This window comes from Lactobacillus sp. W8174, assembly GCF_016100975.1.
In the GTDB taxonomy this organism is placed as follows: domain Bacteria; phylum Bacillota; class Bacilli; order Lactobacillales; family Lactobacillaceae; genus Lactobacillus; species Lactobacillus juensis.
On record NZ_JACFRN010000001.1, the window covers coordinates 381,953 to 400,184 of the forward strand.

15 protein-coding genes are annotated in these 18,232 nt (G+C 33.6%); 12 read left to right on the forward strand and 3 right to left on the reverse strand.

All coding sequences use genetic code 11. The annotated features are described in order from the left end of the window. Window positions 1-22 precede the first annotated feature (22 nt). The 8 genes from H3U49_RS01975 (at window position 23) to H3U49_RS02010 (ending at window position 10,266) form a co-directional block, all read left to right on the forward strand. Window positions 23-1,153 carry a class I SAM-dependent RNA methyltransferase gene (locus tag H3U49_RS01975; protein WP_198179238.1) on the forward strand — a complete coding sequence of 377 codons (1,131 nt, stop codon included), beginning with the start codon at window positions 23-25 and terminating at the stop codon, window positions 1,151-1,153. Then, window positions 1,143-2,372 (forward strand): metallophosphoesterase, encoded by a 1,230-nt coding sequence (locus H3U49_RS01980; protein WP_198179240.1) that lies wholly within the window; start codon window positions 1,143-1,145, stop codon window positions 2,370-2,372. The genes H3U49_RS01975 and H3U49_RS01980 overlap by 11 nt, the downstream gene beginning before the upstream one ends. A 12-nt stretch (window positions 2,373-2,384) precedes the next feature. Beyond that, window positions 2,385-2,717, forward strand: a complete 333-nt coding sequence (locus tag H3U49_RS01985; protein WP_198179242.1) for an acyltransferase — start codon at window positions 2,385-2,387, stop codon at window positions 2,715-2,717. A 259-nt stretch (window positions 2,718-2,976) separates the two neighbouring features. Then, the gene (locus H3U49_RS01990) at window positions 2,977-4,653 is read left to right on the forward strand and encodes a formate--tetrahydrofolate ligase (protein WP_198179244.1); all 1,677 of its coding nucleotides are present in this window, start codon (window positions 2,977-2,979) and stop codon (window positions 4,651-4,653) included. 8 nt (window positions 4,654-4,661) lie between these two features. Continuing rightward, entirely contained in the window at window positions 4,662-5,120 is a 459-nt protein-coding gene (gene lspA / locus H3U49_RS01995) for a signal peptidase II (RefSeq protein WP_198179246.1), read from the forward strand. After that, the gene (locus tag H3U49_RS02000) at window positions 5,120-6,031 is read left to right on the forward strand and encodes an RluA family pseudouridine synthase (protein WP_198179248.1); all 912 of its coding nucleotides are present in this window, start codon (window positions 5,120-5,122) and stop codon (window positions 6,029-6,031) included. The genes lspA and H3U49_RS02000 overlap by 1 nt, the downstream gene beginning before the upstream one ends. Continuing rightward, window positions 6,032-7,087: a carbamoyl phosphate synthase small subunit gene (locus H3U49_RS02005; protein WP_198179250.1), complete on the forward strand. Its 1,056-nt coding sequence runs from the start codon at window positions 6,032-6,034 to the stop codon at window positions 7,085-7,087. A 2-nt stretch (window positions 7,088-7,089) separates the two neighbouring features. Further along, window positions 7,090-10,266, forward strand: coding sequence for a carbamoyl phosphate synthase large subunit (locus tag H3U49_RS02010; protein ID WP_198179252.1), 3,177 nt, complete (start codon window positions 7,090-7,092; stop codon window positions 10,264-10,266). 47 nt (window positions 10,267-10,313) lie between these two features. Here H3U49_RS02010 and H3U49_RS02015 read toward each other — a convergent pair whose 3' ends face one another. Continuing rightward, window positions 10,314-12,002, reverse strand: coding sequence for an NFACT family protein (locus H3U49_RS02015; protein WP_198179254.1), 1,689 nt, complete (start codon window positions 12,000-12,002; stop codon window positions 10,314-10,316). Window positions 12,003-12,334: 332 nt separating this feature from the next. On the opposite strand from H3U49_RS02015, the gene H3U49_RS02020 reads away from it, so the two are divergent. The 3 genes from H3U49_RS02020 to H3U49_RS02030 all read left to right on the forward strand — a co-directional run bounded on the left by H3U49_RS02020 (window position 12,335) and on the right by H3U49_RS02030 (window position 14,390). After that, window positions 12,335-12,748, forward strand: coding sequence for a MarR family winged helix-turn-helix transcriptional regulator (locus tag H3U49_RS02020; protein ID WP_198179256.1), 414 nt, complete (start codon window positions 12,335-12,337; stop codon window positions 12,746-12,748). Window positions 12,749-12,823: 75 nt separating this feature from the next. Beyond that, the gene (locus H3U49_RS02025) at window positions 12,824-13,702 is read left to right on the forward strand and encodes a DegV family protein (protein WP_198179258.1); all 879 of its coding nucleotides are present in this window, start codon (window positions 12,824-12,826) and stop codon (window positions 13,700-13,702) included. A gap of 52 nt (window positions 13,703-13,754) precedes the next feature. Then, on the forward strand, window positions 13,755-14,390 hold the full coding sequence (locus tag H3U49_RS02030; protein WP_198179260.1) for an NUDIX hydrolase N-terminal domain-containing protein: 636 nt from the start codon (window positions 13,755-13,757) through the stop codon (window positions 14,388-14,390). A 13-nt stretch (window positions 14,391-14,403) separates the two neighbouring features. On the opposite strand, the gene xerS is transcribed toward H3U49_RS02030, so the two are convergent. Further along, window positions 14,404-15,492: a tyrosine recombinase XerS gene (xerS, locus tag H3U49_RS02035; protein WP_198179262.1), complete on the reverse strand. Its 1,089-nt coding sequence runs from the start codon at window positions 15,490-15,492 to the stop codon at window positions 14,404-14,406. Between the two features lie 1,345 nt (window positions 15,493-16,837). On the opposite strand from xerS, the gene H3U49_RS02040 reads away from it, so the two are divergent. Further along, window positions 16,838-17,197 carry a helix-turn-helix domain-containing protein gene (locus H3U49_RS02040; RefSeq protein WP_034979176.1) on the forward strand — a complete coding sequence of 120 codons (360 nt, stop codon included), beginning with the start codon at window positions 16,838-16,840 and terminating at the stop codon, window positions 17,195-17,197. A 42-nt stretch (window positions 17,198-17,239) separates the two neighbouring features. On the opposite strand, the gene H3U49_RS02045 is transcribed toward H3U49_RS02040, so the two are convergent. Further along, complete coding sequence (locus H3U49_RS02045; RefSeq protein WP_198179265.1) at window positions 17,240-18,169, reverse strand: manganese-dependent inorganic pyrophosphatase; 930 nt, start codon at window positions 18,167-18,169, stop codon at window positions 17,240-17,242. Between the last annotated feature and the right edge of the window lie 63 nt (window positions 18,170-18,232).

An 18,232-nucleotide genomic window follows, 5' to 3' on the forward strand; every position in this document is an offset into this window, starting at 1 on the left:
TTTAAGAAAAGAAAGAATTAAGATGGAAAAATATCAACTATATACAACTATGGGCGCAGGATTTGAAAGTGTTGTCGCCAAAGAATTACAGGCAATGGGCTATCAAACGCGTACTGAAAATGGCAGAGTATTTTTTGAAGGCGCGCAAAAAGATATTGTCAAAACCAATCTTTGGTTAAGAACGGCAGATCGCGTTAAAATTTTATTGAAAGAATTTAGAGCAACTGATTTCGATACTCTTTTTAATCAAGTTTATGACATTGACTGGGCAGAATTACTACCTGTTGACGCAAAATTTCCTGTGAAAGGTAGATCAGTCAGGTCTAAATTGCACTCTGAGCCCGGTATCCAATCAATCGTGAAAAAGGCGATTGTAAATAAAATGTCAGATCAATATCATCGACGGGGCTTTTTGCCAGAGAATGGTAATGAATATCCTCTTGACATTCATATTAATAAAGATGTTGCCAGAATTTCATTGGATACTACTGGAGACAGCTTATTCAAAAGGGGCTATCGTATTGAACACGGTGGAGCACCACTAAAAGAAAACTTTGCAGCAGGACTATTAAAACTAACTCCATATGACGGCACTCATCCTCTTATAGATCCAATGACAGGTTCTGGTACTCTTGCTATTGAAGCTGCGTTAATAGGTAAAAACATCGCTCCTGGCAGTTGGCGCAAATTTGCTTTTGATGGCTTTGATTGGTTTGACAGTTCTATTCATCAGGAATTGCTAGCAGAAGCCAAGAATGAAATCAAACCACTTGAACAACCTATATGGGCAAGTGATATTGATCAGTCTATTCTTGAAATTGCCAAATTAAATGCCAATAATGCTGGTGTTTTACAAGATATTTATTTTAAGCAAGTTGCAGTAAAGGACTTTGCTACTGATCTACAAAATGGAGTTATAATTGCAAATCCACCATATGGTAAACGGCTAAAAGATCGAGAATCAGCTGAAAACCTTTATAAACAAATGGGCGAAACGTTGTTAAAATATGATAGTTTTAGTCAATATTATTTAGTTGGAGATCCTGCTTTTGAGAAATTTTTTGGTAAGAAAGCCACCAAAAAGCGAAAATTATTTAACGGCAACCTAAGAGTAGACTTTTATCAATATTGGGCAAAGAAAAATGATTACTGAAAAATCAAATACGGAATTTTGGGTTATTACGGACACACACTTAATTGCTGATAGCTTGCATGATGATGGGCAGGCATTTCAGAATATTCAGAATACTAGTCAGGGTAAAGATTTGGCTTATCAAGAAACAGCCTTACGTGCATTTGTTGACTTCGCCAATAAAAAGAAACCTGCCGCAATTATTGTCACTGGTGACGTAACTTTTAACGGGGAGTTAGTTTCAGCACAAAAATTTGCTGAAATATTTTCTCGTTTAAAAGCCACAAAATTACTTGTCATACCTGGTAATCATGATATTTATGATGGCTGGGCACGTGCTTTTAAAGGTCCCAATCAGCTCTATGCTCAACAAATAAGTCCAAAAAGTTGGCAGGAAATATTTAAAAATTCATATGACTGTGCACTGAGCATTGATCCTGATTCATTAGCATACAGTGTCCAACTAAATCAACGTTATCTTTTAATACTGCTGGATTCCAATATTTACGGTAAGCAGGAGTCTAATGGCGCACCGATGACCGAAGGACAAATAAATGAAGAAGAAATTATCTGGTTAGAAAAACAGTTGGAAAATGCTAAAAGAAATCATCTAAGGCCTTTATTATTCATGCATCATAACCTATATATTCATAATCAGGCCGTAAATCGAGGCTTTGTCCTAAATAATGCTCAACTTTTATGCCGCTTATGTCAGGACTACAATATTAAACTTGCCTTTTCCGGACATATACACGCTCAAAACATAGTTGGACCAGTAGGAAAAACGCCTGCAATAGAAATAGTAACTTCCAGTTTTTGTTCATATGATCAGGGGTATGGGGTAATCGATGTAAGTCCGAATCATATTAAATATCAACGTCATACATTTAATATGAAGCCGTTTCTAACTAAAAGAGAGCTGGAAGAAAAAAATTTGGCCCATTTTCACCATTATTTGAAGGAAATTCAGATTAAAAATTTGCAAGGAAATTCCAATAAGAAAGATCATTTGCATAGTGAACAATCTGAGTTCTTGCAAAAGGTAAATCATTTGTTTATAGAAATGAATTATCAATATTTTACTGGACATAATCATATCGAAAAAGAGCAACTGAAAAAGTTATATTCTTCTCCTGAATTTAAAATTTTGCTCAAACAAAGACCACGTTTTAGCAATTATATGAGAACTTTATTTGATACGACTAGTCATAGCAACCTTGAAGCAGAAATTTGGTATTGAAAAGGAGCCTTTATGAGAAAAAAGCATTTCATTATTTTAGGTCGCAGTGGATTAATTTATTTTAGCTGGGTATTAATAGTTCTTTTTTTATGTCTTATTTTCTTATATGAAAGTACAAAAGTTTTCAACTGGCCGGCTTTAATTTGTGCTTTAGTTTTCTTAATGTTATTAGTTAATACTTACTTTAATTCATATTGGACCGATGAAATATTTAAGCTGCCATTTCGTGCTAAAGCAAAATTGACATCTGAACCAGCAATTATTTTCGACTGGCAGCTGCTAAAAATTTACAAAATCAAAATTGCAGAATTTGGCCAGTACTATTTATTAAGATTTGAAAAATAAAAAAGGGCAGTTTCAGAAAATGATGTAACCTCAAAGGTTGGTAGTCATACTTAGTGGTGAGACTGTCTTGCCGTTTCAGAAGATTAAATTTAACATAATTCTTAATTTATGGCTGGCAATGCATAAAAATAGATCAATGTTTGTTATAATGACAATTGATTAACTAAAAGGTGGGACCTAAATTCTAATATGAAAAGGATATTATTTAAAATGAAGAGTTAGACTTTAAAATTTAAGAATATAGAAAGAGGCATGCGCAATGAAATCAGATATTCAAATCGCACAAGAAGCTCACGCATTACCCATTAAGGAAATAGCCGCTAAGGTAGGCTTAAGTGAAACAGACATTGAACCATATGGCAATGACAAGGCTAAAATTAACTGGCAGGCAATAAAGCATATAATGGCCAAAAAACACCTTGCTAAACTTATATTGGTTACCTCTATTTCACCCACTCCAGCTGGAGAGGGCAAGTCAACAATGACAATTGGTTTAGGAGATGCCATAAACAATCAATTACACCAGAAAACCATGATTGCTTTGAGAGAACCGTCAATGGGACCAGTTTTTGGCTTAAAGGGCGGCGCAACTGGAGGAGGCCAGGCACAGGTAATTCCGATGGAGGATATTAATCTCCATTTTACCGGAGATATGCATGCTTTAACTGCCGCTATTGATACTTTAGCAGCACTAGTAGACAATTATATCTATCAGGGAAATGAACTTAAATTAGATCCTGAGAGAATTCTTTTAAAGCGCGGAATTGATGTAAACGATCGCAGTTTAAGAAATATTACCGTTGGGCAAGGCTCAAAGTTTAATGGTGTTGAACATAAGTCCAGTTTCGCAATTACTGTTGCCAATGAATTAATGGCTATTCTTTGCTTGTCGACTGATATCGATGACTTAAAAAAGAGAATTGGATTAATGCTCGTTGGTTATACCATTGATGATCAACCTGTTTTCGTTAAGGATCTTGGGTTTGAAGGTGCAATTGCCGCTCTTCTTTCCAATGCCTTAAAGCCTAACCTTGTTCAAACAATTGAGCATACACCTGCTTTAATTCATGGTGGTCCATTTGCCAATATTGCTCATGGTGCCAATACAGTAATGGCAACAAATTTGGCTTTGCATCTAAGCGATTATGTTCTGACTGAAGCAGGATTTGGTAGTGACCTTGGTGGCCAAAAATTCATGGACTTTGTCTCCGAACATCTTGATAAAAAGCCAGATGCCAGTGTAGTTGTGGCTACTGTCCGTGCCTTGAAATATCAGGCAGAAGGGACTACTGATAACTTAAGTAAGGAAAATCTGTCTGCTTTACGCGACGGTTTTGGAAATCTTAAGAGACATATGAATAATATGCGCAATTATGGTATTCCTGTTATTGTTTTGATTAATCATTTCGCAACAGATACTGAAAATGAACTTAATCTTTTACAAAAGCTGATCAAAGAGCAAGGAATTGACTCTGTTGTGGTAGATTATCATGAACAGGGCTCAAAAGGTGGCATAGAAGCAGCAAAAGCAGTCCTTGACTTAGCAAATTCTCAAAGCGGTCATCTTATTCCTACTTACCAAAAAGATGATGACGTTAAAACTAAAATCGCAAAAGTTGCCCAAAAAATATATCATGCCGCACGAGTAGAATATAGTGAAAAAGCGGAAAAAGATATTCAAGAACTGGAAAAAATGGGGAAGGATAAGTTGCCTGTAATTATTGCCAAGACACAATATTCATTCACTGATAATCAAAAATTATTAGGTGCTCCAACTGATTTTACTTTACACGTTAAAGGCGCTAGTTTGAAAAATGGAGCTGGCTTCATTGTCATAACTACAGGCCATGTTTTAGACATGCCTGGACTACCTAAGCATCCTGCTGCATTAGATATTGATGTTGACAACAATGGCAAAATTAGTGGCCTATTTTAAGAGTAACAATGCAATTTTTATATTTAATTATTTCATTATTAATAGTGATCTCCGATCAGTCTTTAAAATCTTTTATTGCTGGTAATTATAAATTGGGTGAATCACACCAAGTTTTACCTCACATTTTCTCATTTACTTATGTGCAAAATGAGGGCGCAGCTTGGAATATTCTTCCGGGTCAAATGGGACTTTTTTATCTAGTTAGCATTATTGCTATCATAGTCTGTTTATATTATCTGTTTAGTAAAAAATTTCATAGTAAACTTTTTAGTATTGGGGTCGCATTAGTTCTTGGAGGAATCATAGGTAATTTAATTGACCGAATTCATCTAAAGTATGTCATTGATATGATTCAAGTAGACTTTATTCACTTCAATATATTTAATATTGCAGATTCTGCAATAACAGTAGGGATAATACTCGTTTTTATTTATCTTCTGTTTTTTGATGAAAGTGAAAAAAAATAATGCCTGATAAATATCAACTTGTCATTCAAGATGAAAAAGGCAGAATAGACAAAGTTCTGGCGACTAAAATTCCAACTTTATCTCGCTCAAGGATCCAAGAATTAGTACAAGACAAAAATATTCTAGTTAATGGCAAAAGGGTTAAAACTTCTTATAAAGTTCAAAAAAATGACTTAATTTCAGTTTTTATACCCAAATTAAAGCCTTTGGCCGTAACTCCAGAGGACATACCACTAGATATTGTTTATGAAGATCAAGATGTAATAGTTGTTAACAAGCCTCAAGGTATGGTAGTTCATCCAGCTGCCGGACATCCGGACCACACTCTTGTCAATGCATTACTTTTTCATACTAAAAATTTGGCTGAAAGTCCTGAGGGCTTTCGTCCGGGAATTGTGCATCGAATTGATAAAGACACATCTGGTTTGTTAATGGTAGCCAAAAATGCTTTTGCGCGTGAAAGCTTAGAGAAACAATTAGCAGAAAAGACAAACAAAAGACTTTATTTAGCAATTGTGCATGGGAATTTTTCTGAAAAATCTGGAACAATTGAAGCTCCGATCGGACGTGATCATTATAATCGTAAAAAAATGGCTGTAGTTGAAAATGGTAAAAATGCAGTCACTCATTTTACTGTCCTAGAACAGTTTCAAAAATATAGTTTAATAAAATGTCAGCTTGAAACAGGACGTACACACCAGATCAGGGTGCATCTTGCGTATATTGGACATCCCGTTGCAGGAGATCCATTATATGGACCACATCATACCTTAAACGGTAATGGTCAGTTTTTGCATGCTCAAGTTCTGGGCTTTAAGCAGCCACGTTCAGGTAAATGGCTGGAATTTGATGTGCAGCCTCCACAAATTTTTTTGGAACAATTGGCTGACTTAAGAGAAAAAAGTGATTAAATGAAACGATATTTGATTCTGGAAAATGGTCAATCATTTCCAGGAGAAGGATTAGGAGCTTCAATAATTTCCACAGGGGAACTAGCTATTCAAACCGGTAATTTTGGTTATCAGGAAGCTTTAACTGATCCAACAAACACAGGTAAAATTTTAGTTTTTACTGCTCCTATGATCGGTGGCAATGGCATTAACGCAATAGATTATGAAAGTATTAATCCAACTGTAAAAGGAATTATTGCCAATGATGTAGCTCAAAATATTTCAGATAGTGAAAACTTTCAAGATTTAGCTTCTTTTTTAAAGGAAAAAAACATACCGGCTATTTATAACGTTGACACCAGGGCTCTAGTTCATCTTTTAAATAAAGAGAAAACCATAAAAGCCTCAATCATGGACACAAACGACGAACATGCTTTTGATCAAATCAAAGCTTTAGTTTTGCCTAAAAACAAGTCTGCCACTGTTTCAACTAAAAATGCATATGCGGTACCTAACGTCGGTAAAACTGTGGCTATTATCGATCTGGGATTAAAGCATTCTATGCTTAGAGAATTATCTTTACGAAAAGTAAACGCTACTGTTTTACCTTATAACGTGTCAGTACCCGATATTAAAAATTTGCGGCCGCAAGGAATTATTATTTCGGGTGGTCCAGGAAAAGTGGAAGAACTCAAAGAGAATCTAAATCCTATTATGGCCGCATTTTATAGAAAAATTCCTCTTTGGGGAATTGGTCTGGGCTTTTTAGCCTTAAGTGAATTTCTTAATTTTGAATTAGTTGCTTTGCCGCAGGCCTATAACGGTATTAATTATCCTGTTATTGACCAAAATACGAATGAGATTTGGCAAGTGGCGATGAATATAGATCAATTAGTACTGCCAAACAGCGTCCAATTTGAAATGGAAAAAGAATTATACGATCTCCATAGTGAGTTATTAGCTGGTTACAGTAATAAAGCCAATAAGGTAATTGGTACAGCTTTTAATGCTGAAGGTGCGCCTGGAAGCCTTGATGCTCTTCCTATTTTTGATAATTTTGTAGAGATGATGGTGTAAAAATGCCTTTAGAAAATGACTTAGATAAAGTTTTAATCATTGGATCAGGCCCAACCTTGGTTGGTAAAGTGTCTGAAACTGATTTGTTAGTTGAAGATGCAATTCGAGCACTTTTTGAAGAAGATATTCAAGTAGTTTTGGTTAATCCCAATCCGGCAACTGTTTCTACTGACAAAAAGCCCGGTTTAACCGTCTATCTGGAACCAATGACATTGGAATTTCTTAAAAGAATAATTCGTATGGAGGAACCAAATGCTATTATTTCTGCCTACGGTTCAACTACAGGCTTAAAAGTTACCAGAGAATTGGTTCAAGACGGCATATTGCAAAAAATGGGAGTTAGGTTACTAACACTGAATAAACAAACTCTTGCAATGGACAATCACCAAAAACTAAACAACTTTTTGTCTGAGAACCAGATTGAAAGCAATAAATATTGGAATCTAACTGACTTTAATGCTGTTGATATTCAGAAGCAGCTATCTGAAAAAGTTCAGTTTCCAGTGATGCTTATCAAAGAAAATACCTCGACCAATAATACACAAATTATTTTTGATAACGTTTCCGATTTAAATGAATATTTAACAAAAGAAGGACAATCTGAGAACTTTTCTTTTAGTAATTACCATTTGTCTGAAGATCTTTCTTCTTGGGGAGAAGTCATTGCTAACATAATTCGTGACAGTTCTGGAAATGTACTTTTCACCAATTTAGCTGATACTCTTGAATCCGTAGCTATCAATGCTGGCGATTCTGCTACTGTAATGCCAGCTTTAACGCTTAATAATGACCAAGTACAAAAAATTCGTGCCATTGCTAAAGTAATTGCTAACAAATTAAAAATAGTGGGAATATTAAATATACATTTTGCTGTCAAACATGACGGCACCAAATTCTCAGTAAAAATTTTATCAATCAAGCCTCGGTTGACACGCAGTGCGATTTGGTCAAAAAGAGTAGGTTTGTATAGTTTAGGCTATATTGTTTCTAAAATAGCCATTGGCTATCGTTTAGATGAAATAACAGATCCATTATCAGGTCTTAATGCTGCTGTTGAACCAACTTTAGATAAAGTCGCAGTTAGAATGCCTTTCTGGTCCCTAACACAATCTGGCAGCAACCACTATTTATTAGGTACCAAAATGCAAGCCAGTGGGGAAGCCATTGGCTTAGGAACAAATTTTGAATCAGCTTTTTTAAAGGGACTTGCGTCAACAGTTAATCTGAAAATGGCACTTAATGTTTTTAAAACTGAAAAAGCAAAAGAAAAAAGTGAAATTGCAAGTGATTTAAAGCATCCCGATGAGTCACATTTAATTAAGCTTTTAGCCGCAATATCCAAGGGTTTTGATTATCATGAGCTGCAAAACATTATTCATATCCATCCCGTTTATTTTCAAAAACTGGCTCATATCGTGGCAATAGGTCAAAAATTAGCAGCTGGAAATCTAACAGATGAACTATTGATTGAAGCTAAAAAGAGAGGATTTCGCAATGCATTAATTTCTGAACTTTCTAATACTGATGCCAATGCAATTAAAAAGAAGCTTATAAAATTACATTTGAAGCCGGCTTATCAACAAATAGACGGGTCTGCCGGAACAATTAAGCCTCTAGTTAAGGCATATTACAGCTCATATGGAGTTCAAGATGAAAGCCAAGCTCTAACTGCAAACAAAAAAGTGCTTGTGATCGGAATGTTACCTTCACAAGTTTCAGTTACAAGCGAATTTGACTACATGATTAGTCATGCAATTGACACTTTACATAATAATAATTATGCCACTGTTTTATTATCCAATAACGATGAATCTGTGGCAATTAGCTATAAAAGGGCAGATAAGGTCTATTTTGAACCTATAACTCTTGAAAGCATCCTTCACATTGCCGAAAAAGAAGATATAAAAGATGTTTTAGTTCAGTTCTCCGGCAAAGAAATGAATGCTTTATGTAAAAAACTAATAAAAAATGGCTTAAATATTTTAGGCAGTAAAAATATTAATCCGAAGGATCGTATTGACCAAGTTTTAAATAAACCATTGAAAAATTTAGGACAAAATAAGCTTTTAACAACAGTTGATAAAACCGAAGCTAAGAATTTTATCAACGAACATGGTTTTCCAATCCTCATTGGCGGATTTAACAATATGGGTGTTAAGCAAAAATCTGCTGTTGTTTATGATTTGCCGGCTCTAAAAAAATATTTGAAAGAAAATCAATTATCCAAAGTTAGTTTATCTCATTTTATTGAAGGAAATAAATATGAAATCACGGCTATTTCAGACGGCAAGAATGTTACGCTTCCCGGTATTATAGAACACCTGGAACAAACTGGCTCCCATGCATCAGATTCGATTGCTGTTTTTAAGCCACAGAATCTAACTAAAACAGGCAAAAAACTACTGCTTGAATATGCTACTGAATTGATTAAACGTATAAATATGCGTGGAATTTTTACCTTACATTTTTTAATTGTTGATAAGAAAATATTTTTATTACAAATTAAGCCCTATGCCGGACATAATATTGCTTTTTTATCTAAGGCACTGGGAAAAGATATTACCAAATGCGCAACGGAAGTGCTTATCGGCAAAAACTTACCTGACTTAGATTGTAAAAATGGTTTGTGGCATTCAAATAATTTCATTTTCGTTAAAATGCCAGTTTTTTCATACATTAACTACCGAAGCGAAAACTCTTTTGATTCAAAAATGAAATCGTCTGGCTCTGTCATGGGCCGAGATACTGAGCTTGCAAAAGCTTTATACAAGGGTTATGAAGCTAGCGGGTTAAGAATACCAAACTTTGGTACGATTTTTATATCTGTTCGCAATGAAGATAAAAAGAAAGTGACAGAATTGGCTCAACGTTTTTATCGTCTGGGATTTAAAATAATTGCCACTGAAGGGACAGCTAATGGTTTAGCAGAAGCTGGAATAACCACAGGAATTGTTTCCAAAATCAGTCATGGTTCTCGCAGTCTATTGGATAAAATTCGACAACATAAAATTGATATGGTGATTAATATTACTAACTTATCCGACTCAGCTAGCGACGATGCGACCAGAATACGCGATGAGGCTTTGAATCAGAACATACCTGTATTTTCAAGTATCGAAACCACTGAACTTATTTTGAGCGTTCTAGAATCGTTGGCCTTAACTACACAGCCAATTTGATTCCACAAGTAAAATTGAAAACGAGGATGATTCTTCATCCTCGTTTTTTAGTTTATTCTTTTACCTAATACTCGGTCTTTTTCAGGAGTTACCTCAATTGAATTTTGCCCAGTATAAATTACGAAACCAGGTTTTGCACCATTAGGCTTTTTTACTCTTTTATCTTGCACATAGTCAACCTGCACATGAGCCGAATTCTTGGCCTTAGAAAAATAGGCTGCAATCTCAGCAGTTTCTGAAATATCCTCTTCTGTTGCCTGATCTGATTGTAAAATAACGTGTGACCCCGGTATATTTTTAACATGAAACCAAATATCAGTTTTATTAGCCTTTTTTAAAGTGAGCCAATCATTTTGTAAGTTGTTTTTGCCGACTAAAACCGTTTTACCAGATGAAATGCGAAATTTATTGAGATTTTTTTCAGTAATTTTCTTTTTACGTCTAGGTTTTTGGGGCTTTTTAATATAGCCTTGATTCATCAATTCTTCGTTAATTTGATCGATATCCTGTGGTTCCGCATTGTCGATTGCAGTTTGAATAGTGTCAAAATAATTTAAATTGTTTTGGGCTATTTTTATTTGTTCTTTAACATGTTTAATTGAATCACGTAGTTTTTTATACTTGGTGAAATATTTTTGACCATTGCGAGCAGGAGAGAGTGCAGCATCAAGCTTAATTTTTAGTGGTTGATTATTTTCATAATAATTGGGCAATTCAATTTCTGTCATTCCCGGTTTAACTTGAGCCAAATTTGCATTAAGAATTTCTCCCCGAATTCTATATCCTTCAGAATTTTCAGCTTGATCCAATTGCTTTTGGAGCTTAACTATTTTTTTAGCTAATTTTTTATGCTCATTTTTTACTACACGTTCTATCTGGCTTGACTTTTGCCTTACCCAATCTTGGTTTGACTGGTATTGGTAAAAGTTGTCTAATGCGTGATTAATATCTGGATCAGAGCTTTCTTTAATCAAGTCGAGATGGTAGGGCAAATAAGGAAAAATTTTACGCTTATTATTTGGTGATTTTAGAATAAAAGCACCTTTTTTATTAAACTGAGCCATAAAAGTTTTAAAAGATGAATAGGAAAAATCGTCTTCCAAATAACCTGCAAGTTCTTGACGATCGTCCCGATCAAGGCCACCAATCTGACTGGCAAATTTTTTAGGATTAGAATTGATAGATCTTTGACTAAATTCTTTTTTTGTCATCTTAAAACCGTCAATACCAGATATAAGGGGAGGTAACTCATATTTAGCTTTGGGCAAGAGCAATCTCACTCTATTTTCATCAGGATTAATTCTTTTAAGCAAATCAATTATGCGTCCACTTTTTTGGTCATAGAGAATAACATTGCTATGTCTGCCCATTAACTCTAATGATAAGACTAGTTGAACTTGATCTCCAAGTTCATTACGATTACTAAAACTAAAATTGACAATGCGGTCAACTCCCAATTGGTCAATTGATTGTAAAATTGAGCCTTCCAAATATTTGCGCAACACCATAACAAAAGTTGGTGCTTTATCAGGATTAGCAATTGTTTGCTCAGTAATATAGAAACGTGGATACTGCGCATTGGCAGATAATAACAATTGTATATTTTTTCGGTCTTTCCTAAAAGTTAATACTAGATCTTGTTCAAATGGTTGATAAATCTTGGAAAGCCTGCTATTCACGATTTTCGGTTTAACATCATTTAACAGGCTATGTATGAACAAACCATCAAAAGCCATATTATCACCTCAAAACACGTTTTCTATTATACCAAGTATTCAGCAATAAGTACCCGTTTAAAATATAAATTATCAAAAAACTTAAAAAAGAGTACTACCATTTATATAGTAATAATTTTTGCAATAATTAAAGAAATCGTTGCAAAAAACTGATATACTGGTAATATAGATTTAAAGTTATTAATGCAAATGTTTATAAGCTAAAAGTAATAGTAGCAGTCAAATGTGAATGTTTCACAACTTTGCTTGGCATTTTTTATGTTCTTAATGTCACTTAAATTTTAGTTTATAAAATATTTTTATGATTTTGTTTAATCAGAAAAGGTAGTTAAATGGATGTTTTATCTTTTAGCACAATTGCTGGAATTATTAAAAACGAAATAAACAAAAAGTGTGGGTTAAACCTTTCGCAAACTAGAATTTTGCTTTATTTTTACCATAATGGCAATACAGCTTTAAAAATGGGAGATTTAGCTGAAAAATTAAAAATATCGCTTTCAACATTAAGCAGACAGTTGCAGCAGAAGAAAACAATGAGCTTTGTAACAATTAAAAGGTCAGAAAGTGACTCAAGTAAAACAGTTTTGTTAAATGATCAGGGATTGGAGAAAATTTCTGAATTGCGAAACGTTTTAAAAGAAATAGAAGAATCACTTTTACATGGTCTTACAGAGCAAGAAATAAAAGCATTTGACCAAATATTTACTAAATTAGTGCAGAAAACAGAACAAACAAGTTCTCTATAGTTGATAGTCGAAACACTTATTTTTTTATGCTATAATTCTTGTATGTTGTACAGACAAAAGCGAAAGGTAAATTAGATGAAGATTGCTTTAGTTACTGATAGTACCAGCGCCATAACAAAACAAGAGGCTGAAAAAAATAACATTATTGTTGTTTCAATTCCGATTATTATAGGTAAAAAAGAATATTTGGAAAATGTTGATATAACCTCTGATCAGCTTTTTAAAATGCAGAGGGAAGGAGCAGATTTTCCTAAAACTTCTCAGCCAAGTACTGGTGATTTAATTCGTCTTTTTGATCGCCTGAATGAAGAAGGCTATGAGGCAATTATTGCTATTACACTTTCCAGCGGGATATCGGGTTTTTATCAAACATTATGTAATTTTGCAGAAAATCACCCAAAATATAATTTACATGCGATTGATTCTAGAATGACTGTTCGTTTACAAGGAAATTTGGTTTTGGCAGCAGCCAAAATGATAAAAAATGGTCTAGATTTGGATACCATTTTAACTCGACTTGAAAAAATTCGTTCTACTATTGATGAAATATTTGTAGTTAATGATTTAAAAAATTTAAGTCGCGGGGGACGTTTAAGCAATGCTGGTGCTTTTATTGGTTCAATGTTAAACATTAAGCCATTGCTTACTTTTAAAGACGGCAATATAGTAGCTTTTGATAAGATCCGTTCTATGAAACGTGCGTTTATCAAAATTAAGAAATTAACTGTAAAGAAAATAGATCAGTTGCCTTATAAAGATAAAATCAAACTTTTTATTATAGATTCCAACGATAGTAGTCAGGTAGATGAGGCTAAAGTGTTTCTAAGAGAAAAGTTTCCGGAGCAAAATATTTCTGTTACCAAATTTAGTCCTGTTATTGCTACACATTTGGGAGAAAAGTCTTTTGCAATTGGTTGGATGATTGATATAGATAAAATTGATTTAACAAAATAAAAGCAACCCCTTGTAAGGTTGCTTTTTTTGACTCAAGAATGTGAGAATATATATGAAACAAATGGATCAAATAACAGAATGGGCAGTAGAATTGCAGAGCATTGCTCAAGACGGCATACAATATGGTCACGATCGCTTTGATAGGGAACGCTACGAACAGGTAAGAAAGATCGCTACTGAAATGATGGCAGCCAAAACTGGATTATCAATAAATGTTGTTAAAGGCTTGTTCAGTAGTGATGATGGTTACCAGACACCTAAAGTTTCTACTAGAGCAGCAATTTTTAATAAACAAAAAATCTTACTGGTTAAAGAGACTACAGATAATTTATGGTCAATGCCTGGTGGTTGGTGTGAACCTAATATAACCGTTAAAGAAAATTGTATAAAAGAAGCCGCAGAGGAGTCCGGGCATAAAATTGAAGTTGAGCGAATTATTGCAGTAACCAACCATTCAACTAACGTTTATGATAAAGAGCGAATTGAAAGAGCTATTAATGTTTGTAATGTCATTTTTTTGTGTAAAGACCTGGGTGGTAAATTTTCCCAAAATACAGAAACTGACAAGTGTTCATTTTTCGAATTCGATAATTTACCACCTTTGTCATTGCCACGAAATTCTTTAGCAGAAATAAAAATGTGTTTTGAAGGGAATCAAAATCCTAATTGGCAAACAAAATTCGACTAAAACAGACTCTGTACTATGCTTGGTTGTGATCACTATTCTTTTTATCGGCCTCTGAAATTTCATTCAATGCAGCACGTTGCTTTTTTTGATCAACGTGAGTATATAAATCGGTTGCTGAAGTTCCTTTTTGGCCCAGTTGCTGAGCTACCAGCACTTGGTCTTTGGTTACGCCATACAGTTCAGAAGCCACTGTATGGCGCAATTTATGGGGAGTGAGCGGGTGACCAAAAGCTGCTGAATATTTGTTGACCATTTTCTCAATAGCGCTTGTGGTGATCCGACGTGTTTTGTTATGCCAGCGAGTCAGAAAAAAAGCTGAATCTTTTTTTACCGCCAAATAGCGTTGTTTTCTGATCTTTTTATAGTCCTTGATGTAACCCAAAGTCCATTCAGCAATTGGTACGCTGTCTCGTTGGCCACCTTTACGGGTTACGTCCAATGTAGCCTTTTTAAAATTAATGTCAGACAAGTCAATTCCTGCACATTCAGAAACTCTGATTCCAGTTCCCAGAATTAAAGCAATGACTGCCATGTCGCGTTCTTTATTTGCTTTAAATCCCGGTAAAGCATGTTTATTGCATTTAAATTCATAATTATTTGCAATAAAATCCAAAAATTGGTATTTTAATTTTCCTGTGTACATGTGTGATTCAAGAACATGGGCCCGATAATTTAAAGTTTTTGTATTATTAAGAGAATCAATTTTGAGCATAACATTGCGCTCAAAGTATGGTTTGCCATTAATATTATCAGCAGTAATAGTTAAAAACTTAAAAAGAGACCTCAGGGCATTAATAGACCGATTGATTGTAGTAGGCGAATTCAAGTTGCCTTGCTTATTCTTAGTATGACCTAAATAATTAATATAAAGCATGATGTCGTTGCGTTGCAGGTGAGCTAAAGTTTGGGTTTCAATGCTTTTGTTATTTTCAGCTTTTGAAATACCTTCATGACGGAGCCAATCAAAAAATCTTCTGATTTCTGTCAGATACTGATAGGAGGTAGCTAAAGAGTGACTAGTACCAAAATTGTATTCTTTAACAAAATCTGGCATTTTGCTTAATTCTTCGTCAATTAGATCTAAATACTTTTTTGTTTCCACGTAATAAATTTCTCCTAGCTTAATTTAATAAGTTACATGCTTTATTATAAAACAAAACTAGAATGTATGTTTGAGTCGCATATACTTATTATGGAATGGAGAAGGGGGAAGCAAAAAACGGCTTTGTTATTTTTTAGGATAAATCTTTTAAAAAGTTTTAAATAGAAATTTCGGCTTTAATTTAAACTTATCAAAAAATTACATCCAGTTTTGCAAAAATCAATCAATGAATAAAAATATTTGAACTCGTTGATAATTTTAATATCTTTCATTAAAATTATAGTTTTAATGAAAGCAACTGAAAAAACTTCATAGCTGACCGTATTCAAAACCTAAACCAAATTATTCGATCAAACTTTAAATTCTCAAATTAAAACAATGTTGCTCAAATTGCTTATAGCTGCTTTTGATACAAAATCTACCAATGTTATCACTTTTAAAGTACTAATATTGGCTGATTCAAACTACTTGTTAATAAAAAATATTAACTAAACGAAAATTAGCTCTAATAATAATTCCTGGGAGACTCACAGGCAGCTAAATGATCAATTATACACTCATTCAGTTTTTAACGAACTCTCAGATGACTTGTGTCAATCTAAAGAATTAGAAATTCATTTAAACAAAAGAATTTCTAATTCTTTTTTACACGCTCTCCGTAATTTCTATTTTACTTTACATAATATATATTATACGAAGTTATATCTTACTAAGCTGCAACTACCTCTTATCAAAATTTCTTACTTTATCAGCTCCATTTAGATAGCTAAATCAATAATTTATAAGTACGATTTTTTATTTTGAATTTCTTCAAAAGTTTATTACGACAAACAAAAGTTGCCATTATTCCAAAAACTATAATTTTATTTTGTATAATGTAAAATGATTTTTATTACTTATAACTTTTTAAAATTAATATGATTAGCCAGCCCTTTTCTTATCCAGATTAATTGATTTATTTAAAAATAATACTTTATAAGTGTAAAAATATAAATAAAAGCGCTTTCTAACATTGATAAATATATAAAACAATTGAAGTTTAATTTTTTTACATAAACACTTTTCTACTTGCCTATCCAGCAAGCGAATACACGCTTTGATATAATATTTGCCACTCTTTCCTTTTTCACTTTAAGTTTAATTATTTGGAGCTTTTTTATTTTATTTTTCCAAAAAATAGCTTACAATACTATGTGGGGTATAGTTTAAAACATTTAGTTTGAGTATAATTTTGCCAAAAGCAAGTGTTTTATTCATTATTATTTTTGTTTTACTGTTTATTTCTATAATTAATCTGTTATTATAGAATATGGAATTATTTTTTTGAAAGGGTTGAATTTATTCCATGAGTATAAATTTAGGAAAAGAAATATGTCGCAGGCGGCGTGAACAAAAGTTGACCCAGGAAGATCTTGCTGAATTAAGTGATCTATCAGTTAACTTTATTTCTCGCCTTGAACGTACAAAAAATCAAAATATTAGTATTCAAAAGCTTGACTCAATTGCCAGAGCTTTAAATACAACTACGCCAGATATTATCATGAATGCTTACCGCTTTAAGGAAGTTAAGGTGGAAAATCACCAAGATAATACTCCTGTATTTATTAAGAAGGTTCTTAATGAACTTAGAAAAATGTCACCTGATAAGGCTGAAAGAGTATGTAAATCATTCATTATTTTGGCTAAGGAAATTAACAAAGATTAGAAAAAGCACGAAATAGATTTTAACTATTTCGTGCTTTTTAAATTACTTAAATGCTTCAGTTAACGGTGGAACAACTTGCTTTTTCCTTGAAACAACTCCAGGTAAGCTAATTTCTGAATCTTTAACTTCACCAAATGCTTTTTCAAATGATGCTAAAGCTTCATTTGAACCTATAACTAATGCGGTTGAGTCTGAATCGAGTACATTAGTTATAAGTAACATAAACAAATCATATCCCTCTGAATTTGCTGAATCTTTCATCGTCTTCAAGAAGGCTTCTTTGCGTTCCAGAGCTTCTGGCAAATCAACCACATTAATTTGAGCTACTCGTACATTTTTGCCATTTAATTCAAATGATTTGGCGTCTAAATCAATTAGTTCTGCTTCTGATTTGCTTGCTATGTTAGTCCCAGCTTTTAATTCTTCCAAGCCATATTTTTCGTAATCTACACCAGCAATTTCTGCAAGTTCCTTAACGGCTTTTTTATCTCTATCAGTAGTTGTAGGAGATTTTAGCAATAATGTGTCAGAGATGATGGCAGAGAGCATGATGCCAGCAATATTCTTAGGAATTTCAACTTTAAAATGCTTATAAAGACTAAACATAATGGTACTAGTGCAACCTACCGGTTCGGCAAGATAAAATAAAGGCATACTAGTGTTAAAATTCATAATTCTGTGGTGATCAACAACATGAGTTACAGTAACCTGATCAATGTCTGATACACTTTGCTGTGGTTCATTGTGATCAACGAGCATTACTTCTTTAACTTCATTTGCTGCGGTCTTGATTACTCTTGGTGCTTTAAAACCAAACTTTTTTAAAGCAAAAGCTGTTTCATCATTAGGTTCGCCTAAAGCAACCGCCTCTGTATTGTAACCAAGCTTATTTTGTAAATATGAATAAGCTATTGCTGTACCAATTGCATCTGTGTCAGGATTTTGATGACCAAAGACCAATTCTTTTTCCATTAGATTTCCTCTTTTTCTTTTTAAAATTTTACTTAATTATAGTTTACCTAATAAAGGTTATTC